Source organism: Winogradskyella psychrotolerans (assembly GCF_018860565.1).
Lineage (GTDB): Bacteria > Bacteroidota > Bacteroidia > Flavobacteriales > Flavobacteriaceae > Winogradskyella > Winogradskyella damuponensis.
Genome location: NZ_JAHKPS010000029.1, coordinates 207,596 through 230,243 on the forward strand (window position 1 = coordinate 207,596; position 22,648 = coordinate 230,243).

At 33.0% G+C, this 22,648-nt stretch carries 20 protein-coding genes; 11 read left to right on the forward strand and 9 right to left on the reverse strand.

The features are described from left to right. Nucleotides 1–3 precede the first annotated feature (3 nt). The 3 genes from KO504_RS16295 (at nt 4) to nqrF (ending at nt 2,771) form a co-directional block, all read left to right on the forward strand. Nucleotides 4–648, forward strand: a complete 645-nt coding sequence (locus KO504_RS16295) for an NADH:ubiquinone reductase (Na(+)-transporting) subunit D (protein WP_157362827.1) — start codon at nt 4–6, stop codon at nt 646–648. Between the two features lie 62 nt (nt 649–710). Continuing rightward, nucleotides 711–1,445, forward strand: a complete 735-nt coding sequence (gene nqrE / locus KO504_RS16300; protein ID WP_215928625.1) for an NADH:ubiquinone reductase (Na(+)-transporting) subunit E — start codon at nt 711–713, stop codon at nt 1,443–1,445. A gap of 12 nt (nt 1,446–1,457) precedes the next feature. Beyond that, nucleotides 1,458–2,771 (forward strand): NADH:ubiquinone reductase (Na(+)-transporting) subunit F, encoded by a 1,314-nt coding sequence (gene nqrF, locus KO504_RS16305; protein WP_215928976.1) that lies wholly within the window; start codon nt 1,458–1,460, stop codon nt 2,769–2,771. A gap of 71 nt (nt 2,772–2,842) precedes the next feature. On the opposite strand, the gene KO504_RS16310 is transcribed toward nqrF, so the two are convergent. The 8 genes from KO504_RS16310 to KO504_RS16345 all read right to left on the reverse strand — a co-directional run bounded on the left by KO504_RS16310 (nt 2,843) and on the right by KO504_RS16345 (nt 9,648). After that, nucleotides 2,843–3,289: a Na(+)-translocating NADH-quinone reductase subunit F gene (locus KO504_RS16310; RefSeq protein ID WP_215928627.1), complete on the reverse strand. Its 447-nt coding sequence runs from the start codon at nt 3,287–3,289 to the stop codon at nt 2,843–2,845. An 88-nt stretch (nt 3,290–3,377) separates the two neighbouring features. Then, the gene (locus tag KO504_RS16315) at nt 3,378–3,755 is read right to left on the reverse strand and encodes a cupin domain-containing protein (RefSeq protein ID WP_215928629.1); all 378 of its coding nucleotides are present in this window, start codon (nt 3,753–3,755) and stop codon (nt 3,378–3,380) included. A 321-nt stretch (nt 3,756–4,076) separates the two neighbouring features. Further along, nucleotides 4,077–4,823 carry a DUF6090 family protein gene (locus KO504_RS16320; RefSeq protein ID WP_215928631.1) on the reverse strand — a complete coding sequence of 249 codons (747 nt, stop codon included), beginning with the start codon at nt 4,821–4,823 and terminating at the stop codon, nt 4,077–4,079. A gap of 11 nt (nt 4,824–4,834) precedes the next feature. Then, complete coding sequence (locus KO504_RS16325) at nt 4,835–6,094, reverse strand: DUF418 domain-containing protein (RefSeq protein WP_215928633.1); 1,260 nt, start codon at nt 6,092–6,094, stop codon at nt 4,835–4,837. Between the two features lie 27 nt (nt 6,095–6,121). Beyond that, nucleotides 6,122–7,936: a DUF885 domain-containing protein gene (locus tag KO504_RS16330; protein WP_215928635.1), complete on the reverse strand. Its 1,815-nt coding sequence runs from the start codon at nt 7,934–7,936 to the stop codon at nt 6,122–6,124. 38 nt (nt 7,937–7,974) lie between these two features. Beyond that, nucleotides 7,975–8,445 carry a nuclear transport factor 2 family protein gene (locus KO504_RS16335; RefSeq protein WP_252723725.1) on the reverse strand — a complete coding sequence of 157 codons (471 nt, stop codon included), beginning with the start codon at nt 8,443–8,445 and terminating at the stop codon, nt 7,975–7,977. A gap of 29 nt (nt 8,446–8,474) precedes the next feature. After that, nucleotides 8,475–8,996 carry a RidA family protein gene (locus KO504_RS16340; RefSeq protein ID WP_215928639.1) on the reverse strand — a complete coding sequence of 174 codons (522 nt, stop codon included), beginning with the start codon at nt 8,994–8,996 and terminating at the stop codon, nt 8,475–8,477. A 19-nt stretch (nt 8,997–9,015) separates the two neighbouring features. Continuing rightward, nucleotides 9,016–9,648, reverse strand: coding sequence for a DUF2306 domain-containing protein (locus KO504_RS16345; protein ID WP_215928641.1), 633 nt, complete (start codon nt 9,646–9,648; stop codon nt 9,016–9,018). A 174-nt stretch (nt 9,649–9,822) separates the two neighbouring features. Between KO504_RS16345 and KO504_RS16350 the strand changes: the two genes are divergently transcribed. The 8 genes from KO504_RS16350 to KO504_RS16385 all read left to right on the forward strand — a co-directional run bounded on the left by KO504_RS16350 (nt 9,823) and on the right by KO504_RS16385 (nt 22,195). Further along, nucleotides 9,823–12,822: a sensor histidine kinase gene (locus KO504_RS16350; RefSeq protein ID WP_215928643.1), complete on the forward strand. Its 3,000-nt coding sequence runs from the start codon at nt 9,823–9,825 to the stop codon at nt 12,820–12,822. Nucleotides 12,823–13,086: 264 nt separating this feature from the next. Next, on the forward strand, nt 13,087–13,719 hold the full coding sequence (locus KO504_RS16355; RefSeq protein ID WP_215928645.1) for a response regulator: 633 nt from the start codon (nt 13,087–13,089) through the stop codon (nt 13,717–13,719). Between the two features lie 48 nt (nt 13,720–13,767). Further along, nucleotides 13,768–14,634, forward strand: coding sequence for a DUF4846 domain-containing protein (locus KO504_RS16360; protein ID WP_215928646.1), 867 nt, complete (start codon nt 13,768–13,770; stop codon nt 14,632–14,634). Nucleotides 14,635–14,654: 20 nt separating this feature from the next. Beyond that, complete coding sequence (locus KO504_RS16365) at nt 14,655–15,032, forward strand: Na(+)-translocating NADH-quinone reductase subunit F (protein ID WP_215928648.1); 378 nt, start codon at nt 14,655–14,657, stop codon at nt 15,030–15,032. A 58-nt stretch (nt 15,033–15,090) separates the two neighbouring features. Then, nucleotides 15,091–16,071, forward strand: a complete 981-nt coding sequence (locus KO504_RS16370; protein WP_215928650.1) for an FAD:protein FMN transferase — start codon at nt 15,091–15,093, stop codon at nt 16,069–16,071. 88 nt (nt 16,072–16,159) lie between these two features. Further along, nucleotides 16,160–19,096 carry a sensor histidine kinase gene (locus KO504_RS16375; protein WP_215928652.1) on the forward strand — a complete coding sequence of 979 codons (2,937 nt, stop codon included), beginning with the start codon at nt 16,160–16,162 and terminating at the stop codon, nt 19,094–19,096. A gap of 10 nt (nt 19,097–19,106) precedes the next feature. Further along, complete coding sequence (locus KO504_RS16380) at nt 19,107–19,859, forward strand: LytR/AlgR family response regulator transcription factor (RefSeq protein ID WP_215928654.1); 753 nt, start codon at nt 19,107–19,109, stop codon at nt 19,857–19,859. A gap of 104 nt (nt 19,860–19,963) precedes the next feature. Next, nucleotides 19,964–22,195 carry a LamG-like jellyroll fold domain-containing protein gene (locus KO504_RS16385; RefSeq protein ID WP_215928656.1) on the forward strand — a complete coding sequence of 744 codons (2,232 nt, stop codon included), beginning with the start codon at nt 19,964–19,966 and terminating at the stop codon, nt 22,193–22,195. Between the two features lie 75 nt (nt 22,196–22,270). Here KO504_RS16385 and KO504_RS16390 read toward each other — a convergent pair whose 3' ends face one another. Further along, complete coding sequence (locus KO504_RS16390; protein WP_215928658.1) at nt 22,271–22,639, reverse strand: DUF423 domain-containing protein; 369 nt, start codon at nt 22,637–22,639, stop codon at nt 22,271–22,273. Nucleotides 22,640–22,648: the final 9 nt, after the last annotated feature.

Sequence of the window (22,648 nt, forward strand, 5' to 3'; positions counted from 1 at the left end):
TTTATGGGACTTTTATCAAAAAAAGACGCCAATTTAATATTAGATCCATTAGCAGATAATAACCCAATTACAATCCAAGTACTTGGTATCTGTTCTGCTTTAGCAATTACAGCCGAGCTTAAAGCCTCTATTGTAATGGCCGTTTCTGTATTATTTGTTTTAGGAATAGGAAACGTAGTCATTTCTTTAATGAGAAATATTATTCCTTCAAAAATTAGAATTATTGTACAACTTGTTGTTGTTGCAGCTTTAGTAATTATAGTGGATCAAGTTTTAAAGGCTTATGCTTATGAACTAAGTAAAACACTTTCAGTTTTTGTTGGATTAATCATTACAAACTGTATTATCATGGGACGTTTTGAAGCATTTGCTTTAGGAAATGGTCCATGGAGGTCATTTTTAGACGGTATAGGTAATGCTGCGGGTTATGGTTTAATACTTATAATCGTTGGATTCTTTAGAGAACTTTTAGGGTCTGGAACTTTATTAGGATTTAAAGTTTTAGGTGATCCAATTGAAAAAACAGGATTGTATGCAATTGGTTATGAAAATAACGGTTTTATGTTATTATCTCCAATGGCATTAATCGTTGTAGGAATTATTATTTGGATACAACGTAGTAGAAACAAAGCATTAATAGAAGACTAAAAATAGTCTGCAGTAAATGTCTAGACTAAGGATTTAAAACTGCAAACTGAAGACTTAAAAATATGGAACATATAGAATTATTTTTCAAATCGATATTTATAGATAACATGGTATTTGCAACATTCTTAGGAATGTGTTCTTACTTAGCTGTATCTAAAAAGGTGTCAACAGCTGTTGGTCTTGGTGCTGCTGTAATATTTGTATTAGCTATTACAGTACCATTAAACTGGTTGTTAGATCAGTATTTATTACAACCTGGTGCATTATCTTGGTTAGGTGAAGAATATGCGAGCTACGATTTAAGCTTCTTATCTTTTATTATGTTTATTGCAACAATTGCTACCATGGTACAATTAGTTGAAATCATAGTAGAGAAATTTTCGCCATCATTATATAACTCGTTAGGTATATTTTTACCTTTAATTGCTGTAAACTGCGCCATTTTAGGTGGTTCATTATTTATGCAATCTAGAGAAATAGCAACCTTAGGCTTAGCCTTAAATTATGGTATTGGTTCTGGTATTGGATGGTTCTTAGCAATTTTAGCAATAGCAGCTATTAGAGAAAAAATTAGATATAGTAATGTACCACCAGCTTTAAGAGGTTTAGGTATTACATTTATTATAACAGGTTTAATGGCCATTGGGTTTATGAGTTTTGGTGGTATGTTAACAGGAGGAGATGAAGAAGCACCTGCAGAAGATAAGTCTGCTGCAATTGAAGTAATAAAAGAAGATATTAATAAAGAAGCTCAACTTAAGTCTGACTTAAATGTAGCTGAAAATACAAACGAGTAATTGATTAGTATGATGATATTAGCCGCAAGTACAATCGGAACTATAGTCGCAACAGTAGCTGCCTTTTTATTGGTAACTCTATTGTTAGTAGCACTATTATTATTTGTAAAACAAAAGTTATCACCTTCAGGACCTGTAAAGATTTTGATCAATGGTGAACGTGAAATAGAAGTGAGTTCAGGAGGTACTTTATTAAGTACTTTAGGTGCTGAAAAAATATTTTTACCATCTGCTTGTGGTGGAGGTGGAACTTGTATTCAGTGTGAGTGTCATGTTTTATCTGGTGGAGGTGAAGCATTACCAACAGAAACCCCTCACTTTTCTAGAAAAGAATTAGCTGAAGGAGCGCGTTTATCTTGCCAAGTAAAAGTAAAGCAGGATATGGAAATTACGATTCCTGAAGAAGTATTTGGTATCAAGAAATGGGAAGCAACAGTAGTTTCAAACTATAATGTTGCAACATTCATTAAGGAGTTTGTAGTTGAGATTCCTGAGGATATGAATTACAAAGCTGGTGGATATATTCAAATTGAAATCCCTGAATGTGAAGTTAAGTATGCAGATATGGATATTACTGCACACCCAGAAGATCATCCAGGTGAACCAGATAAATTTAAAGCAGATTGGGAAAAGTTTGGTCTATGGCCTTTAGTAATGAAAAACGAAGAGCTAGTTGAACGTGCCTATTCTATGGCTTCTTACCCTGCAGAAGGAAGAAGAATTATGCTTAACGTTCGTGTTGCAACTCCTCCTTTCGATCGTGCAAAAGGTGGCTGGATGGATGTTAATCCTGGTGTTGCTTCATCTTATATTTTTAATCAAAAAGTTGGTGATAAAGTAACAATCTCTGGACCTTACGGTGAGTTCTTTATCAACGAGTCAGATTCAGAAATGTTATACGTTGGTGGTGGTGCAGGTATGGCTCCAATGCGATCACACTTATACCAATTATTTAGAACATTAAAAACAGGTCGTAAAGTAACATATTGGTACGGAGGACGTTCTAAAGCAGAACTATTCTATATCCATTATTTTAGAGCATTAGAAAAAGATTTTCCAAACTTTAAGTTCTATTTAGCATTATCAGAGCCATTAGAAAGTGATAATTGGAAAGTTAAAAAAGATATTAATGACGAAGAAGGTGACGGATTTGTAGGTTTCATTCATAATTGTGTAATAGAAAACTACTTAAATCATCATGAAGCACCAGAAGATATTGAATTATATTTCTGTGGACCACCATTAATGAATCAAGCGGTTCAGAAAATGGGAGAGGATTTTGGAATCCCTGATGAGCATATTAGATTTGATGACTTTGGAGGTTAATCTAAAGTTAGTATCATATAAAAAAGCCAACTCAAAATGAGTTGGCTTTTTTTATTTTTATAATGTTATGTTTATACTAATTCCGTATTGAGCTTATTACTGTTATAATTAAATAACACAGAACAATCCATAACATCATTTATCTTATCTAATCTACATAGTTCGGTAACAACATTGCATAAACCATTAAATAAAATAGTTTCGTTGATGTAACGAGGTCTGTATAAACGCTTCTGTTCAGATAAATGATATCCACATCCCATAAGGAAAGCATTTTCAATTTGTAATAATTCAATAGCTAAATAGCCATTAAATCGCTGACCTAAATTTTGATGCACTAAGCCTATGTAATTCAATTTGGTTGAGCCATGGATGTCTGTTAATTGTTTCCAGCTATCTTTGTTATCTAGAATATTACCAACTGCACATTGCTTAAAATCGTCAGGATTTAAAGTCTTATGATGAAATGCTAGATATAATTTATTAATTGCATTTTCAAAACGAACAGAGGTTTTCATAGCGCAATGATTTTTTGTTTTAAAATAAAAAGATACAAAAAAATGAAATGACTTTGAAAACGTAATGATTTCTATTCGTTAGAAGCTTTTATTTATACTCCATTATCAAATAAACAGAGGTTGTTTCTCCAATGTTTAAAACCTCATGTGAAGTTATAGAATCTTTACTGAATGTATAACCCGTTGGAACATTTACTTCTCGAGTCCCTGTATGATCTGTAATTCTAAATTTACCTCCTACTAAGGTATAGCCAACATGTGGATTGTGATAGTGTTTTTCATGTCCAACACCGGGTTCAAACGTGCATTTAAGGACTCTAAGTTCTTTATTATCTTCTAACACCTCGCAGACAGCATTGCCTTTCCAACCAGCTTCTAAAGGGTCTGGTAATGGATTTTTGTTTTTACAGTTGGAAAGACCGATGGCAATAAGGAAAGCGAGTTTAAAAACATTTTTGTTTTTCATTTAGTTGATTTGCAAGCAATATAGGAATTTCATTAGGATTAGCTATTGCTGTTTTCAGCTTATGAGATAGCATATTTATTATAATATATTCTTTTTTAATGTCATAATCAAGTTTGTAATACGTTTATGAGATCTTGCGATTTTTGTTGTCCTTCTTCTAAAGTTCTGCATTGGCTTCTTTCCAATTGTTGAGTTGTAATGCAATCAATATACCCATCACTACAAGGATAATTTCACCTATAGCATAGAGCAAATACTTTGAAACGCTATGATCTTTAATCCTATTTTGGCGGTTTTTCGGAAAAATTTTATCCTATGAAATTATAAGTCTCTATTAGTTTCGGCAATGATTCTAGCCATGGTATGTTCAAGATTTTCAAGTGACAGTATATAATTTTTTATATCCCAAGCTTGATTATCCATCACATTTTCAAATTCAATATCTTGGAACATTTTGTAATTGGAATGTTTGAGTTTTGATTTTTTATTCCACTCCAAAATCCCATAGTTATCTATGTTTTTTAAGGAGGCATGCTTTGTGAGATATGTTAACACAATGGATTGATTAATTTCATCCAATGTATTATAATTTTCTTCGTTTTTTTCTAAATTGCTAGACCATTCAAAAAATTGCAGTCGCAATGAATCTGAAGAAATTAAATTAAGCTTACCAGATGAAATGACATCTAGAACTACTGATTGACTTGGCTTATAACTCCAATAATTGATGGATTGTGCTAAGAGACTATCGAGATTGAATTTGTTTAGGACCTCTTCGGGCTCTCCTACTAAATCGATAAGGACTCTTGTATCAGATAAAATGGTTTTGTGGTGTTTAATATACTCCTGAACACTTATTATGTTCTTTTTAAATTCCAAGTTTAGGTTTTTTATGATTGTTTGCTCCTCTTTTTTATTGGCTAATTCTTGGTTCCAATTATTAATTTGAAGCGCAATTAAAATACCAATCACCACAAGGATGATTTCGCCAATGGCGTAGAGTAAATATTTTGAAGCTCTATGTTCTCTAATCATATTTTGACGTAGTTTTCTGAAGAATTTTATCATAATTTAATTAGTTATGATTTTCTAATCTTTAAAAACTTACCATAAGTTAATTGCCTCCAAAGCCATTCTAATGGACCATATTTAAAATAATTGAGATATAAGGTGCTAAATACAACCTGAAGCAGAAAATAGGCGATAGCACTAAGTGTTATCATGGTAAATCCCATTTTACCAGCCCATCCGAAACCAATACCATAAAAAAAGGTGAGGCCAAAAACAGTGTGTAAGATATAATTAGTGAAAGCCATTTTTCCAGCGGGAGCAAGCCACATCAATAGCTTGGGTTTTTTTCTAAAAAGTAATGCAATTAATGCCGCATAACCTAATGCGGTTGGTACAGTGCCCAAAGCATAGCTTAGCGTGTTAAGAAAGCTGTTGATTTGATTTTGTTCCCCTAAAAATAGAAGGTACGCTCTCCAGCCGCTCATAGGTAAACCAATAAGTAAACCGTAAAGCGCTATTTTTTTTAGAAGATTTACATTTTGTAAAAGATTTTCATTCAGTATTTTACGTCCAGCCCAAAGACCGATAAGAAAAATTCCAAAAACTTTAAAAATACGACCTTCTTCGAGGATCATTGACAAGCGTATCCATGAATTGCCAAGGTTCATTTTAAAAAAAGCAGACCAGTCTTTATTGGTTAATTCAAATTCCACATCATTCCAAAGTTTACCATCCCACTCTACTTGAGGGAAGCCGTAGTTTTGCCATGAATCTATACTTTTTTGATGAAAAACATCAGGGTAATTTATGCCGAAATAAGAAATAATGAACCAATTTAAAATAGGTAGCAGGATGAGAATGGTGGCAAACATTAATAATTTCTTATTTGAAACGTTGATGAATGGAATTATAGCAAAGCCCAAAAGCGCATAGAGTGTTAAGATATCACCGAGCCAAAATCCTATTAAATGAATTAAACCAAAAACCATTAACCAGAACATACGTTTAGCAAAAAATGGAGCAAAAGGCTTGCTTTGACTACTTAGTTTATGGTATTGTACAAAGCAGCCAATACCGAAGAGTAGGGAAAAAATAGAATAGAATTTACCATCAATTAACATAAAGGAGATAAATCCCAAAATCCCATCAGAAGGACATACAAAAGCAGGATCCCTATAACTTTCTGAGAAAAAGAAAAGTCCTGAAAAATAAACGATGTTAGCCATAAAAATGCACTGTATGGCAATGCCGCGAAGGACATCTAAAAAATGAATACGCTGGTTTTGTTGTATAGGAATAGTATGGTTTTGGTTGGTAGTTTCTATCATAGTTTATCTTTTTCCAATTATTTGTTCTCAGTTGTTTTTCTGATGGTTTATCCATTGATTTACATTGTCTTCTAGCACGTTTAAAGGAATCGTTCCACTACCTAACACAACATCATGAAATGCTCTGATGTCAAACTGATCTTTTAGGATGTCTTCCGACTTTTTTCTAAGTTCTTTTATTTTTAGTTCGCCAATTTTGTAAGCTAGAGCTTGTCCAGGCCAAGCAATATACCTATCAACTTCAACCGAAATGTCGTTTTCGTTTTTACCAGAATTCTCTTTAAAATAGTCGATAGCTTCTTGTCTTGTCCACCCAAAGGCATGGATGCCGGTATCAACTACCAATCTCATGGCACGCCACATTTCATAAGTCAATTGCCCGTATTTAGAATACATATCTTGATACATGCCGAGTTCTGGACCCAGACTTTCAGAATACAGTCCCCAACCTTCAATAAATGCCGTAAACCCAAGCATGGTTCTAAACTCTGGAACATTTTCTAGTTCTTGAGCAAGTGAAATCTGTAAGTGATGACCAGGAACCGCTTCATGAATAGTTAAGGCTTCCATTTCCCATTTAGGTCTCGATTCTAGTTTATAAGTATTCGCATAGAAATAGCCAGCTACACCAGATTGCAGAGAACCTGGATTATAATACGCCGTTGTAGTCGCTTGCTCTGAATAAGCTGGCACTTTTTTTACACCATACGGAAGTCTTGGTAGTTTCCCAAAAAGTTGGGGCAAGACAGGATCTATTTTTTTGCAAATATCACGATAAGCCGAAAGCAATTCCTCAGGCGTGTCAAAATAAAACTGAGGGTCTTCTTTTAGAAAAGTATTAAATGCATTTAAGTCGCCTTTGAAGCCTGTGTCTGATTTCACCTTTTCCATCTCAACCAATATTCTTGCTACTTCTGATAGGCCGATATCGTGGATTTCCTGAGCGGTCTTATTTGTGGTGGTATGAAACTTTATTTGCGCATTGTACCATGCCGTTCCATTGGGTAATTCACTTAGTCCATAGCTTTCTCTAGTGTTTGGTAAATAGGTGTCGGTCATGAAAACTTTGAACTTATCAAAAGCTGGGTTAACACTTTTGGTAATGATAGTTTTAGCCTTCTCTTTTAAGGCATCATGTCCATCTAAGTTGATAAATGGTGTGTAAAAAATGCTTTCTTCAGGAGTTTCAGCTATCATGCTTTTTAATTGTTCGGGAACTTGCACAACTGTAGTTCGTGGCATCACAATTCCTTTTTCTATGCCTTCTGACAAGGTTATTTCAATGTTTTTTAAAAGTTCTGAAATACCCTCAATTCTTGCTATAATATCTTCCAATGCCTTTGGCGAATTCGTTGGCATCATTTGAATAATTGCAGGTATGTACGAATGAATGCCCTGAATTTGGTCTATTATTAAATATTGTTCTGGAAACTGGCTATTTAAAGCATATTGGTCGCCAACAGAGCGATTAAAGATGCTGAAGTTGACTTTATCTTCTTCCGTTAAATTTTCAAGATTAAACCAGTCTTTAGAGTCGTTAAAAATCTTTAATACGGCTAAGTTTTTATTTGTGGCTTCAGGTGAAACATCATCCCATAAATGGTTGTATCCCGGTTTTCCAAAAAAAGTAGCCATTACAGGCGATGTTTCTAATTGACTTTCGGTATAGACTTCGAATAGCAGCTTTAAACGTTTACTTTCGCTACTAAAATTTTTACTATCCTTAATGTAGCTTAGTTTTTCAGTAATATTACCATTAGGTAATTTTGTGTTTTGGGCGTGTCCTTGCTTAACAGTTATAAGACATAAAGCTAAGCTTAGAATTAATAAGATGTTCTTCATGATTTTTTCATTTTGTAATTGATTTAAAATTATTTGAATTACACTTTCTCAGCATCTGCCAACTTCTTAGTATCTGCATATTGCTGAAACTGAATTATTTTTCCGTCTTTAAGTGTGTAATGATGCGCTACTTGTACAGAATAACTTTCATCATTTTTAGAGACAATTTCGTAGCGCAAAGTAGCCAATACTTGATTATTACTCATCTCATGTAGATTTACATCTTTTACTGCGAATGATTTATACAAAGGGCCAATTCGTGCAAATACACCATTTAAGACAGCTTGTGGACCAATGTATGGATTACCATCAGCCAAGGAATTTCCTTCAGCTTCGTTCCATACAATTTTTTCATCCATTAAACCAAGTACGGTTGGAATGTCTCCTTTTGCAAACGCTTGGTAAAGACTATCGATTACTATTAAATTAATGGTAGCGGTTTTTGTGTCTTGTGCAAATCCATTTAAATTAATGGCAATAAGGAACATTGTGGCTAATATTCGTTTCATAGTTTTCATGTGTAATGGTTTATTAATTATTATTTTGATTTATGCACTTCCAATTCAATCTCTATCATAAATTCTGGTACTGCTAGTTCTGTTACACCAAGCCAAGAACCAGTAGGGAATTGGGTTTTGTAAATTTCAGTTCTGTAGGCTGCGGCTTCTAAAAATTTGGGCATATCCGTTGTAAAGACATCTTCTTTCACTACATCATCAAATGTGCATCCATAATGTTTTAAGATTTTTTCTAAATCAGCATAGCAATTTTTCATTTGTTGTGCCAAATCGCCAACCGCTGTTGGGTTGCCTTCATCATCCATACTTACAGCTCCAGAAATTTTAATAGAATTGCCGATTTTTACAGCATGCGAATAGCCATAGGCTTTTTCAACTTCGGGTCTTAGTAAGAAGTATTCGGGTGTTTCGTTTACTTCATTGTGTGCAATGGTTTCCGTTTTTTCTTTTGTGATTTCTGTGGTGACTTTTTCTTCACAATTAAAAAATGATGCTGAAACAATAAATAATAGTAGACTTGTAAATAATTTTGATCTGTTCATTTTGATTAGTGTTTATTGGTTATTTCTTTTTTATCTTTTTTCCTTGTATAAAAACTTCGGCAATAAATAAGGGTATCGCCCAACAGGCCCAACTCATTAAAACTTGAACTTCTTCCCATGTTCCAATATCAAATGACCTTATAATATCGTATACAAATCTGAATGTGACGAAAGCTAGCGTAATGACGTAACTTCTAATCATCCACTCTTTATGTAGGTCTATTTTTCGGTTCTTTATAGAAATAAATGCCATTATGGAAGACGTTGACCACGCAACGCCAAGCATAAATAAACCAACGGCATATGGTAAATTAACATCGGAAGTAACCGCCATATACATACCAGATATTCCTGATAAAACAGTAGACATCATATAAACACGGCCTAATTGCCTATGGATTTTGAGATATTTATTTCGAATTTTTGGCATAAATTGAAAAGGCCCAATTATAGTTGCGATTATCCCCAAAACAATATGTGGAAATACCCAATACATTCTCGGGAAGTAATACGAGCCGTAAACTGCTTCAGTTGGGATTAGCATGGGGAATGCTGTAGTAATTACGTAGTAAATCGTTATTATTCCTGTTAGTATTGCCAGAACTTTTAACGTATATCTATGTAATGCATTTTTATTGTTAGATGAATCCATTATTTATTAGAATCAGTAATTAATAGCTATTGGCAAGATATAAGGTTAAACCAAGGTTATCAATCACATCTTAATGTGAAATTTAGTGCTAACATTTTGTATATTTGAGACTTAGCTATTAATTAAACCATTATTTTGAATTCCTTTAAAACACTGAGCACTTTTGTTCTGCAAATGAGCTTACTCTTTGTATGCTATAGTGTGTATGCTCAAAATCCATCCCAAATTGATGTGCTTACTACAGATGATGGCTTGCCCTTTAGATCCATTACTTGTATGGCTCAGGATAAAAATCAAATGATGTGGTTTGGTACGGAAGTCGGCTTAATACGATATGATGGTAATAATTTTAAGGTCTATAATTCTGATAGAACTAATCCTTTTTATATTGAAAATGAGCAAATTGGAGATAATATAGAAATTGATGACACAGCTAATATATTATGGTTTTTTGCGAATTTAAAATTGTATAATTTAGATTTAACCACAGATAAAGTTACTGCATTTAATGGTTCTCACGGTATCAAAGGAGACGTTGTAAATTTACTTAGAACTGAAGATGGTAGTATTTGGATAAAGACAGAAGACTATCTCACAGCAAACAAAGGTGAAGCCAAACATTATCTTCAAAAATTGATTAACGACAAATTTGAAGTTAAGGCCACAGTATCAAGAATTCAAAGTGGTAACAGTACGTTAACTAAAGACAGAAAAGGACACATTATACTAAATTTAGATCAAGGTTCTTTTAAGTTTAATGCCAATGGTGAACTGTTAGACACCTACAAATTATCGACTTTTAATTGGCAAGGGAATATCTCTAATTTTACGCTTTCATATTTTGATAAAAATAATAAACAGTACTTTTTTTCTCAAAAAGAATTTGGGATTTTTACTTTAAGTGAGGATGGTTTAAGTTCAAAACACATACTTAATAACGGTGTACTATTTTACCAAGGCATACAAGACGATGAAGATCAGATTTGGTTTTCTGGTGATACGGATCTATTTCGCATGGACACAAATGGGGTTTTTAAGGATTATACACAACAGTTGAGGTCTACATTAGAATATTCAAAAATCAATATGCTTTTTATTGATGCTAACAAACTACTTTGGGTCGCAACAGACAATGGTTTATTTAAAATACGTATAGAAGATGGGCTGTTTACAAGCGTATTCGCATCTAAGAACCAGGGATGGGGAAATACAATGCGTGGTATTTTTGAAGATGCCAATGGAACTATCTATGTTAAATCTGAAAGTCAAAACAAAATTCTATTCAAAACTATTGCGGGTAAAATTGACACACTACATCTAAATCTTGAAAAAAACGCTTTAGAGATTTCGCAATATGTGTCCATTTTTTATGCGCTGGATGAAAATAAAAAAAATGCATTCACTTTAGGTCTGGGCTTAATGAAAATTAATCTAGAAACTGGAGCAACTAAGATTTATGATGAGTTTAAATCTAGCATAGACTTAAGGAGTCAAAATCCAATAATAAAACTCAGAAATGGAAAATTATTATTTGGACAGAGTTTGTCGCAACTTATATTATTTGATCCTGAAACTGAAGCGTATAGTATGCTATTTGAAAATAAGAATATAGAAAATGATTTTGCTGATTTTAGATTCTTTAAAGAAAGTAAAACAGATGATGTTATATGGATTGGTACACGCAGTGATGGCTTGCTAAAAGTTAATATGAATGGAGGTGTTGAAACCCAGTTTTCTAAAGACACTAATCCGAGAATTTCACGAAATTATATTCTGGCTGTTGATGAAGATTTAGAAGGGAATATATGGATTGGCACCTATGGTGGTGGTCTAAATTACTTATCAGCAGATGGAAAAACGATAAAAACTTTTACTAAAAATAATGGTTTGCCAGATAATAATGTTGTTGGTTTTTTATTTGACGATAATCAAAATATGTGGATTAGTACTTACAATGGTTTATGCTATTTTAACCCAACCACAGAAGTGTTTCAGAATTTTTATGCTGAAGATGGACTCACACATTTTGAATTTAACTATTCGTCGTTCTATAAAGATAGTAATGGGAATTTTTACTTTGGCGGCATGAACGGATTGAATAAGTTTAAACCAAACGAAGTTCTAAAGCAATCTGAGACACCAAATATGCGATTTACAGAGTTTTCAGGTTATAATAGCAAAACTAAAACTGATTTTAAAACTGATTTTAATCAAACTAAATTATCAACTTTAGAAATTTCACCTTACGATCAATATTTTGAGGTCAACTGGACAATGCCAAGCTATTTTCAAAATAATAAAAATACATATAGCACAAAATTAGAAGGTTTTGAAAATCGTTGGTTTTATCATGGAAATAGTTCTTCAATCCGATATAACAAATTGCCGGCAGGAGATTACGTATTAAACGTAAAAGGTAAAGATTCAAGAGGAAATGAAAGTCCTTCAATTTTGTCCATACCGATTACAGTTAAACAAATATTTTATAAAAAATGGTGGTTTATAGCATTGGCGATATTAGCAGTTATAGCTATCATGTATTCCATTTTTAGGTATCGATTTAAACAGGCTATGGCCATGGAACGCCTTCGGACTAAAATATCTAGTGATTTACACGACGATGTTGGGTCACTGTTGTCTGGTTTAGCCATGCAAACCGAACTTATGGAAATTAATGCCAGTGAAGCCGATAAATTGAAACTTCAAAAGATTGCAGGAATTAGCAGAAATGCGATTTCACAGATGCGAGATCTGGTATGGAGTATTGATAGTAGGCGTGAAACGGTTAACGATTTAATTGAACGTATGCATGAGTTGGCGGAAGAATTATTGTTGCCAAAAGACATCACATTTCAAATTGTTAGCTCAAGTATTAGAAATCCTAATAGACGTTTAATAGCACAGACTAAGCAGGATTTATTTTTAATATATAAAGAAGCCATCACCAATATTTTAAGACATTCTGATGCGACACATGTAAAAATAGCTTTAACTAATACGTTCAAGGGGTGTGAGTTTACCATTAAAGACAATGGCAGTAAAAAGGAGAGTTACAAGTCAACCGGTTTAGGCTTATCTAATATGGTAATGCGAGCAGAAAAGTTAAAAGGAGATATAGTATTTAAAAGAGAAAATGGATTTTGCGTTGAATTACATTTACCTTTTAATATGTGATTTTTTTACATTATTATAACTGCAGAATTGAAATCATAGTATAATTTTTATTTAAGTAGATTGTCCCCTTGAGGGGACTTTAGGGGTGTTTTTTAAAATATATCAAAAGGGAAACTATATAGAATATCTAATAATCTGTAAAAGTAAAATCACATGATAATGTGATTGTAGAGTATTTCTAAAATCATAACTTTACTAATGAAGAATTATCACATGTATAGCTTTTAAAATAGTGATAACATATAAGACTTTCGCCAATAAAAAATGAGTACAATTAATTTGGGAATTATAGAAGATGATGCGTTAATTCAGGAAAGCCTGAACGACTTTTTTGATACCCAATTTGAGATTGATTGTGTGCAAATATCGTCTTCGGTTGAAGATTTTTTAAAGGCTATTAAATCACTTGAAACTTTGCCAGAGATAATTCTTTTGGATATTAACCTATTAGGTATGTCTGGTATTAAGGGGATTCCATTACTATTAAACGAACTTCCAAAAGTTGACATTATTATGCTGACGACTTTTGAAGATAATGATAGTATTTATAAAGCATTATGTGCAGGAGCCTGTTCGTATTTATCAAAGAAAACACCACTTAAAAAAATAAAGGAAGCAATAGAAGTAGTGAGTAAAGGTGGTTCTTATATGTCGCCGTCCATTGCGAGAAAAATAGTGAATACCTTCGCGCCAAAACAACATCAAAGCAATTTGTTAACGCCAAGACAAAAAGACATTGTGGCTGGTATTGTAGATGGAAAAAGCTACAAAATGATTGCCAATGATTTATTTGTTTCCATCGATACGGTTCGTACACACATTAAGAACATCTACAAAACGTTAGAAATTAATAGTAAAGCCGAATTGATTCGAAAATCTTACGATAACGAACTATAATTCAGTCTTCAACATACGAAAATTAAAAACTTTAGCGTTAGTTTAAATATGAAAAAAGTTCTACTCGCTATTTTAATCTTAACATCACTTGCCGTTTTAGCGTTTCAGTTTAGACCAGTAAAAAAAGTGGTTAGTATCGTTAAATCAAGTATTGAAACACCAAGTCTTATTAATAAAGATAGTTTAACGATTGCATCTAGAGTTAATATTCCTGAAGGTTATATACGGGTCAATTATACCAAAGGAAGTTTTGAAGCGTATCTCAGGAATTACAAATTAAAAGCCTTTGGAAGTAAAATCATTAATTACGATGACACCAACTATTTCTGGCAAGGCGGCCATATTGGTGTTTTAGAGGTTCCTGTACCTAAAAATGGACTACAACAATGTGCAGATGCACTTATTAGAATACGAAGTGAATACCTATGGGACAACAATAGAAAAAACGAAATAGGTTTTAATTTTACATCTGGGCATTATTGTTCTTGGACCAAATATGCTGAAGGGTATAGACCAAAAATTAACGGGAATAAAGTCACGTTTTATAAAACGGCAAGGGCCAATACTTCAAAAGACAACTTCTATAAATATTTGAATTTAATTTATATGTACTCTGGGACATTATCGTTGTACAATGAGTTAGAAACCGTTAAAGCGAAAGATTTAAAAATTGGTGATATGCTTATTAAAGGAGGTTCACCTGGCCATATCGTTATGATTGCAGACGAAGTTATAAATGAGAATGGTGAAAAGTTATTTTTATTGTTTCAAGGTAATACTCCAGCCCAAAGTGTACATTTGGTTAAAAATCTACAAGCGCCTTCGATTTCTCCGTGGTACAAGTTGGAAGACGACGTGATGATTCAGGTGTCAAATTATACATTTGTGAGCTCAAAATATGTGCGTTTTAAATAACAAGTTTGTATTTTTGTATCATGAGTAAACCATTAACACCGCAAGAAATTCATAATCTCGCCATGAACCATGTTGGTAAAGACCTGGAGGCGCGTGGTTTTGAGTTTGTAGCTATTAATTCTAAGTTAAAACGTCATCCACAATTTGTGTGTATTGATAAGAATAGTCAATATTACTTTGTGGTAGTCCGTGCCGTGATTTTACCAGATAACCCTAATAATTATGATGTAGTTTGGATGGAAACCTTCAAGAAACATGCTTTTGAAAAGGATGCTAAAGTGTTATATGCAGGTGTAGGGTTAGGAAATCCTGACGGTGAAGATTTACCCATTTATCTTAACGAAGAGTATCTCATAGAATACAACGGCATTCAAGTTATAGAAATGAATTTAAATTGACCAATTCCTGCGAAAGCAGGAATCTCATTAATAAAACACCAAGATTTTAGTTTTTAATATGAATAAAATTTTACTTTCCTTTAGCCTTGTATTACTTTTTTTTTCCTGTCAACACGAACCAAAAAACATCAAATTATCAGGTCCGGTTTATGGAACGTCGTATAGTGTTCAATACCATTCGGAACATGATGTGAACTACCAAAAACAGTTCGATAGCCTTTTTGACGTGGTGAACCAATCCATGTCAACCTATATTCCAGATTCTAAAATATCTAGATTAAACAAAGGTGAAGCTATCGTGGTAGATGAACATTTTAAACGCGTTTTTCAGAAGGCAAAAGAAATTTATAGAGCTACAGAAGGAGCATTTGACCCTACCATAGGATCGGTTGTGAATGCATGGGACTTTGGGCCAGGAGGTAAGATAGTGAATATTGATAGCACAACCATAGATAGTTTAATGCGCTCTGTTGGTTATAACCGTATGGGATTGAGAGCGTATAAGGTGGTTAAAAGCTCAAAGTCGTTTTTAGACTTTAATGCCATTGCAAAAGGGTATGGTGTAGATGTTATTGGTGAATTTTTAGAAAGCAGAAATATTAAAGATTATTTAGTTGAAATAGGAGGTGAAATAAGAGCAAGAGGCATTAATCTTGAAAAACAATCAACTTGGAAAGTGGGTATTGATGATCCTAATTTTGAAGGTGAACAGTCCTATTCTAAAGTAATTCCTTTGCAAGATGAAGCGATGGCTACGTCGGGAACATACCGCAAATTTAAAGTTGATGAAAACGGAAATCGCTATGCTCATATCATCGATACCAAAACAGGCTATCCTTCAAAAACAAATATCCTTAGTGTATCTGTAATTGCTGAGGATTGCATGACCGCAGATGCGTATGCGACGGCCTTTCAGGCTATGGGAATCGAAAAAGTAACTGAGTTTTTATACAGACATTCAGAGTTAAAAGCGTTTATTATTTTTGAGAATGATAAGAATGAGTTTGAAACTTTGACGTTAAATAACTTTCCTGACTAGAAAAATCGACATTCAGCAGTTAAAAACCCACTTTTAAAAGCTAATAGGCTTTCAGTTTGTAATTTGTTGTAGTTTTAGCTACAATATTATGATGCTGAAGAAAATTCTCTTTTTTATATTATTTCAATTGTGCTTATGTTATTCGCAAGCACAAGAGCCTGTATCTGTACACCTCACTGAAAAAGATGGATTGCCCGACAAAGAATTCTATAATATTATTGAAGATCGTAAAGGATTTATTTGGTTAGCTGCAGATAAAGGGCTTTTTAGATATGATGGAAAAGTATTTAAAAACTACAGCAATCGAGAAAAACGAGGCTTATCTGTTTTTGAACCTGTAGAAGATCAATTAGGGCGTATTTGGTGTAGTAATATTTCCGGACAATTCTTTTATGTAGAGGATGATCAACTTATGACGTTTATAGATCTCGGAAAAGAACTTAATGGAGAGCTTTCAGATTTTGTAGTCACAACAGAGCACCTTATTGTTTTTACCAAATACAGGATTTATTATGTCGACTTATTAAGTAAGAAAGTCACCACACCATATGAGACTACCCTTGCTTTTGGCGCACCTTTTGAGTATAATAATGACATTTTTTTTGGGTCGTTCGTTAACCTATGTAAACTAAGCAAAGGTTATAAAAAAGAAAACCTTTTTGAGTTCGAATTACCAAAACCTAAAAAGAACGGCGAATATAATGTCAATCAAAAATCAAAGCTCTTTAAGTTAGGATCTATGTTATTCTTTATAAGGGAACACAACGAAAAAAATCGTTTTTTTAAGCTCGATTTAGATAAGACTCAATATGCTGAAATCCATGATTTCGAGCTGCTTGCCAATCAGCGACATCTCTCGTATTTTGAAAATAATGGACAGTTATGGGTTGCTACACAAAATGGTGTTTTAGTGTATTCGTATGAAAATGAGGTATTCAAATTAGAAAAGCAGTTTTTACAGCGGTATCATGTTACCAAAATTATAAAAGATAAAGATGATAATTTTTGGTTTACAACACTTAATAATGGTGTGTTTGTAATACCTAATATTCATATAGAGCAATTAAATATATCGGAAGGAAATAGAAATATAAGTAATTTAGAAAAGATAGATAATAACACTTTGTTTTTTGGCACTAATAGAGGAGATGTTGGTTTTTATGATGTCATAAATCATACAGAAGATATTATAGATTTGCCATCAACAGCGCGAGTTTCAGCCATAAAACACCATGCAAAAGAACAGTTAACTTTTATAAGTAAAGATGATGATGGCTTTTTATTAGATAATAAAACAAAACAAGTTAATGTTTTTAATAATTTTCATGGAGCAAAGAGTTTGTCTATTATAAATAATGAAAACCTATTGTTTGCAAACTATGCCGATGTGCGCTTATTAGATAGTAATAATTTCAATAAAAAAGGTCAGGATATTTCTTCAAATAAAAGGACATTTACCTCATTTTATGATTCAGAATACAAAAGCACTTATATTGGTTTTATAGACGATTTAGTAATTTACGACTGTGATTGGAAGCCTAAACATATCAGGAATAATGACCAATCTATTTTTGCAATTTCACTTACCAAAACTAAAAATGGAATGGTTTGGGTCGCCACATTTAAAGATGGGATTTATGGTATAGCGCATGATAAAGTGGTGTCTCATTTTACAACCGAAAATGGTTTAGTCTCTAACCGTATTGAAAACATCAAGGCAGATGGCAATACATTATGGATAGCTACAGATAAAGGGATTCAATTGTTAGAGGTAGAAACCAAAAAAATAAAAACCTTAACGAAGAGAGATGGTATCGTGTCGTATGATATTTCTGGTATAGAAATTTTAGATAATACGGTTGTTTTTTCTTCTAATTTAGGGTTGTTTAGAATTGACAAAGAGGAAGTATTTAAAACACCAATACAGCATAACGTTTATTTTAGTCAAATAGAAATTAATGAAGAAGCCACAGAAGTAAGACCTAATTATGACCTTGATTACGATCAAAATACAATTAACATTGAATTTAATGTGAATGGGTTCCAATTTAATCAGAAGGGAACATATAGCTATCGCTTATTAGGATTAAATACCGATTGGGTGTCAACAGAAACAGGAATTAATTCCGTTAAATACAATAGCTTACCTGCCGGAAACTACACCTTTCAAGTAAAACCTGTACTTGATTTTGAAAGTAGCGATACCACAATAAAAGAACTTAAATTTTCTATTGAAAGACCATTTTGGAAAACATGGTGGTTTTTTTCAGGCTTGTCATTTTTAGTATTAGGATCGACGGTTTTATACTACCGAAGAAAAATAAAACAAAAGGAACAACAACGGCAATTAGAAATAAAGCAACTGTCCTTAGACAATGAATTGATTAATTTGAAATTAGAAAATTTACGGTCTCAAATGAATCCGCATTTCATATTTAATGCGCTTAATTCCATTCAAGAATATATTGTGTTGAATCAAAAAATATTAGCAAGTATATACTTGGGTAAATTTGCAGATCTAATTAGAACATACCTAAACCACAGCACCAAAGGATGTATTACGCTTCAAGAAGAAATTGATTGCCTTGACATGTATTTAGAATTAGAGAAATTACGTTTCGAAGATAAATTAGAGTATGCTATTAATAGTTCTGGGAGTTTAACTACTGGAGAAATTTATATTCCAACAATGCTCATTCAGCCTTACGTAGAAAATGCACTAAAGCATGGTTTATTACATCGCAAGACAGACCGTGTTTTGAAAATTGATTTTTTTATTAATGACAAAACAAAAACAGTCAAATGCGTCATTGTAGATAATGGTGTTGGTAGAGATAAGGCAGAAGCGTTTAAAGCCCGAAAAAACAAAAAGCATAAATCCTTCGCTACAAAAGCCACTCAAGACCGATTGGCATTATTAAATTATGGTAAACAAAAGCAAGTCGGAGTCACTGTAATAGATTTGTTTGAAGGTGACCAACCATCAGGAACACAAGTAGAAATTAATATTCCTTTTACAACCTAAACCTAGAATTATGAACGTAGTAATTATAGATGATGAGCCAAAGGCTAGAAAATTACTAGAAATTTTAATAAAAGAAAACTGCTCTAAAATTACATCTATTTTTACGGCTGAAGATTTAATAAGTGGTGTAGACATTATTAAAAAAGAGCAACCACAAATTGTGTTTTTAGATATTGAAATGCCAGAGCATTCGGGTTTAGAAATCTTTGATTTTATTGATAGTGCAACTTCAAATTTTGAAATCATTTTCACAACAGCATATAGCGAGTATGCCATTAAAGCCTTTGAACTTTCAGCTGTAGATTATTTATTAAAACCATTGCGAGCAGATAAATTAGTTGACGCTATTGAAAAAGCGATAGCTAATATTGGGAAATCTCATATCAATTTAAAATTAGAAGAACTTCAGAAAAGTCTAAAATCTTCTAACTTCAAAAAAATAGGACTTCCTGTTGCAGATGGTATAAAGTTTATCAATTTTGAAGATATTATTCTTTTAAAAGCCGATGGCATGTACACTAAAGTAAGTGTTTATAATGCTTCAGAATTATTAATAAGTAAGCCGCTTAAACATTTTGAAACCTTACTAGAGTCTATTCCTACGTTCTATAGACCACACCGTTCTTACCTTATTAATCTAAAGTACATTCAAGAATACTGCAAAAAAGATGGTGGTTATATTATAATGGACAATAATGAAAGCGTCTCTATATCAAAAGATAAGAAAGATGAGTTTTTAACCATTGTGCAGAATATAGGTTAGCGTTTTTTAGAAGTTGAAACGTACATTTCAGAAATCGACATGGTTTTATAATCCCTTCATAATAGATATTTGGTTCATTAACAACAATTAAAACCAAATTTATTATGAAAAAAATTACATGTTTTCACGGACAGTTAAACCATAAAGGTCTCATGTGTAAAACAAGATTGCTTTTAATACTACTTTTTGTAAGTAGTTTATCCTTTGCTCAAGTTCCTACAGATGCTGTTGCAAAATATACGTTTAATGGTGGAAGTTTAATAAACGTAGCAGATGCAGGAAATGGCGATTTATCTGGAGCAGCACCGACATTAAGACCAGATCGCTTTGGTGGAGTAGATAATGCTATTAGAGCAAATGCAGTTACTAGAAATGGGTATACGCTTACAGGTTATAATGATGAAATTAGTATTAGTTTTTGGATTGCAGGTTCTGCACCTACAGGAACGGCTCAAGAAATTTTTGATATTCGCGAATCAAACGGATCAGGGGATGGAATTTCTATGACAACGACTACAAGTAATACGCTAGTAGCCAATTTTATAAATGGAAACACATCACATCAGTCTTCTCAATCCAACTTTTCATCTGTTTTTGAAGGCGGTTGGCATCATATCGTTTTTACCACAAAACGAGATGCTACAGGTATAGCTTTTGATAATAGTATTTATATTGATGGTACTTTGCATACAACACTTTCTAATGGAGTAGATTCAAATATTAATCAACCTTTTTTAAATAATAATGCAACATTTAGAATTTCACCAAATGATTATTATGGAAACATTGATGATATAGAAATTTTTAATAGAGCGTTAACGGCTACAGAAGTTCAAGATATTTATACACATATACCTGAAGCGGATATATTTTATGTAGATACAAGTGCAACGGGTAATAATGATGGTACTTCTTGGGCAGATGCTTTTACAGATTTACATAGTGCTTTAGCTATTACAGATTTAAGTGACCAAGTTTGGGTTGCTAAAGGTACTTATAAGCCACACGCTTCTGATAGAAATGAAAGCTTTGTAGTAAACACCAATCTTTATGGTGGTTTTGCTGGTACAGAAGCTACTTTATCAGAAAGAGATATGAGCTTAATCCATACTGCAAATGAAACGATATTAAGCGGAGACTTGTTAGGAGATGATAGTGCAGCGGTAGATTTTAACGACCCTACAAGAGATGATAATAGTACGCACGTTGTAGAAATTACGACAAATAATTTAACGGTAGATGGTGTTACCATAAAAGATGGTAATGCAGATGCGACATCTGGTGATGATCGTTTTGGTGGTGGACTTTTTAAAGCAGTTACTGTTGCTAATTTTACTATAAAAAACAGTGTCATTAAAAATAATGTAGCATTTTCAGGAGCTGGTTTATCGCTAACAACTACAACCTCAGAGTCTAATATGATTGTAGATGCTTGTGTTATAGAAAATAATTTAGCTAATGCAGCTTCAGGTATCGACTATCATCGTTCTGGTTCTGTAGGAACAATGAATATTACGGTAACAAATACTTTGTTTAGATCTAATATCACAGATAATGATGCCGTAAAAAACAGAAATGGTGTTGGTGCAGCTGCCTTGCGTTTGAGGGCTTATTTTACTAGCGTTACGCTTAATGCAGATGTAGTAAATAATACATTTGTTAATAATATTAGTGCCGGTAGTGGTGGTGGAGATTATCCTGTAGTAGAAATATCAAGAAATAATGGAGAGTGGGGAACTATTACCGTTGCTAATAATATATTTTGGGCTAACACAGATAACACAGCTACACTAGCAAAAGCTATTGGTAGAACAGCTACAAATTCTACGAGATTTGGTAATACAAGTGCTAGTAGAATTGTAAAGAATAACACGGATGAAGATGGACTGTCGTTAATAACAGGTACTACAGCAACAAGTTCTACAGATCCTAATTTAGATGCAGATTTTAAATTAACCGCTGGTTCTACGTCTATTGATACTGGTGATAATAGTTTAATCCCAGCAGGAATTACTACAGATTTATTATTTAACAATCGTATTTTTAATACAACAGTAGATCGTGGTGCTTATGAGTTCGATCCGTCTTTAGGAATTAATGATGTGGGGTTACATGAAAACGGCATCAAATTATACCCTAATCCAACCACTTCAATTTTAAATATTGAAATGATTCAAAGCTTAAAACAAGTATCAATTTATTCTGTTTTAGGAACTGAAGTTTTAAGAACTCAAAAAGAAACTATTGATGTTTCAGGGTTATCAAACGGAATATTCTTAATTAAAATTGAAGATGAAAACGGAAACGTTTCTACTAAACGTTTTGTAAAAAAATAAACGTGCTATTAATCATTTGAAGAAAGTTGGACTAATTAATTTTAGTTCAACTTTTTTTTTGAAAATATTTAAAGGCTATAACGCATTTATCAACACCAACAACCAACCCATTACCAACAACAATCCTCCAATAGGCGACACAGGTCCTAAGAATCGAAGTTTTTTGCCTTTAGCATCAGATAAAATCAATCCATAAATACTAAAGGAGAATAATACAATGCCGATTGTGAAACACCAATAGGTTGCTGAGGTGATATCTTTGGCATTAAAACCTAAAGCTAATAATACAATGGCGTGATACAGTTGATATCTTACACCAACTTCAAAACTGTGCAATTGCTCTGTAGATAAAATTTTCTTTAAGGCATGAGCACCGAAAGCTCCAAAGATCACGGCTAGCATTCCGAATATAGCGCCTGTTGCAATTATAAGGTGTTGCGTCATTTTAGTAAT

Bases quoted from the DNA above. Each gene is read 5' to 3' on its own strand.
- KO504_RS16295 (WP_157362827.1), top strand. From the start codon at position 4: ATGGGACTTTTATCAAAAAAAGACGCCAATTTAATATTAGATCCATTA.
- nqrE (WP_215928625.1), top strand. From the start codon at position 711: ATGGAACATATAGAATTATTTTTCAAATCGATATTTATAGATAACATG.
- nqrF (WP_215928976.1), top strand. From the start codon at position 1,458: ATGATATTAGCCGCAAGTACAATCGGAACTATAGTCGCAACAGTAGCT.
- KO504_RS16310 (WP_215928627.1), bottom strand. From the start codon at position 3,289: ATGAAAACCTCTGTTCGTTTTGAAAATGCAATTAATAAATTATATCTA.
- KO504_RS16315 (WP_215928629.1), bottom strand. From the start codon at position 3,755: ATGAAAAACAAAAATGTTTTTAAACTCGCTTTCCTTATTGCCATCGGT.
- KO504_RS16320 (WP_215928631.1), bottom strand. From the start codon at position 4,823: ATGATAAAATTCTTCAGAAAACTACGTCAAAATATGATTAGAGAACAT.
- KO504_RS16325 (WP_215928633.1), bottom strand. From the start codon at position 6,094: ATGATAGAAACTACCAACCAAAACCATACTATTCCTATACAACAAAAC.
- KO504_RS16330 (WP_215928635.1), bottom strand. From the start codon at position 7,936: ATGAAGAACATCTTATTAATTCTAAGCTTAGCTTTATGTCTTATAACT.
- KO504_RS16335 (WP_252723725.1), bottom strand. From the start codon at position 8,445: ATGAAACGAATATTAGCCACAATGTTCCTTATTGCCATTAATTTAAAT.
- KO504_RS16340 (WP_215928639.1), bottom strand. From the start codon at position 8,996: ATGAACAGATCAAAATTATTTACAAGTCTACTATTATTTATTGTTTCA.
- KO504_RS16345 (WP_215928641.1), bottom strand. From the start codon at position 9,648: ATGGATTCATCTAACAATAAAAATGCATTACATAGATATACGTTAAAA.
- KO504_RS16350 (WP_215928643.1), top strand. From the start codon at position 9,823: ATGAGCTTACTCTTTGTATGCTATAGTGTGTATGCTCAAAATCCATCC.
- KO504_RS16355 (WP_215928645.1), top strand. From the start codon at position 13,087: ATGAGTACAATTAATTTGGGAATTATAGAAGATGATGCGTTAATTCAG.
- KO504_RS16360 (WP_215928646.1), top strand. From the start codon at position 13,768: ATGAAAAAAGTTCTACTCGCTATTTTAATCTTAACATCACTTGCCGTT.
- KO504_RS16365 (WP_215928648.1), top strand. From the start codon at position 14,655: ATGAGTAAACCATTAACACCGCAAGAAATTCATAATCTCGCCATGAAC.
- KO504_RS16370 (WP_215928650.1), top strand. From the start codon at position 15,091: ATGAATAAAATTTTACTTTCCTTTAGCCTTGTATTACTTTTTTTTTCC.
- KO504_RS16375 (WP_215928652.1), top strand. From the start codon at position 16,160: ATGATGCTGAAGAAAATTCTCTTTTTTATATTATTTCAATTGTGCTTA.
- KO504_RS16380 (WP_215928654.1), top strand. From the start codon at position 19,107: ATGAACGTAGTAATTATAGATGATGAGCCAAAGGCTAGAAAATTACTA.
- KO504_RS16385 (WP_215928656.1), top strand. From the start codon at position 19,964: ATGAAAAAAATTACATGTTTTCACGGACAGTTAAACCATAAAGGTCTC.
- KO504_RS16390 (WP_215928658.1), bottom strand. From the start codon at position 22,639: ATGACGCAACACCTTATAATTGCAACAGGCGCTATATTCGGAATGCTA.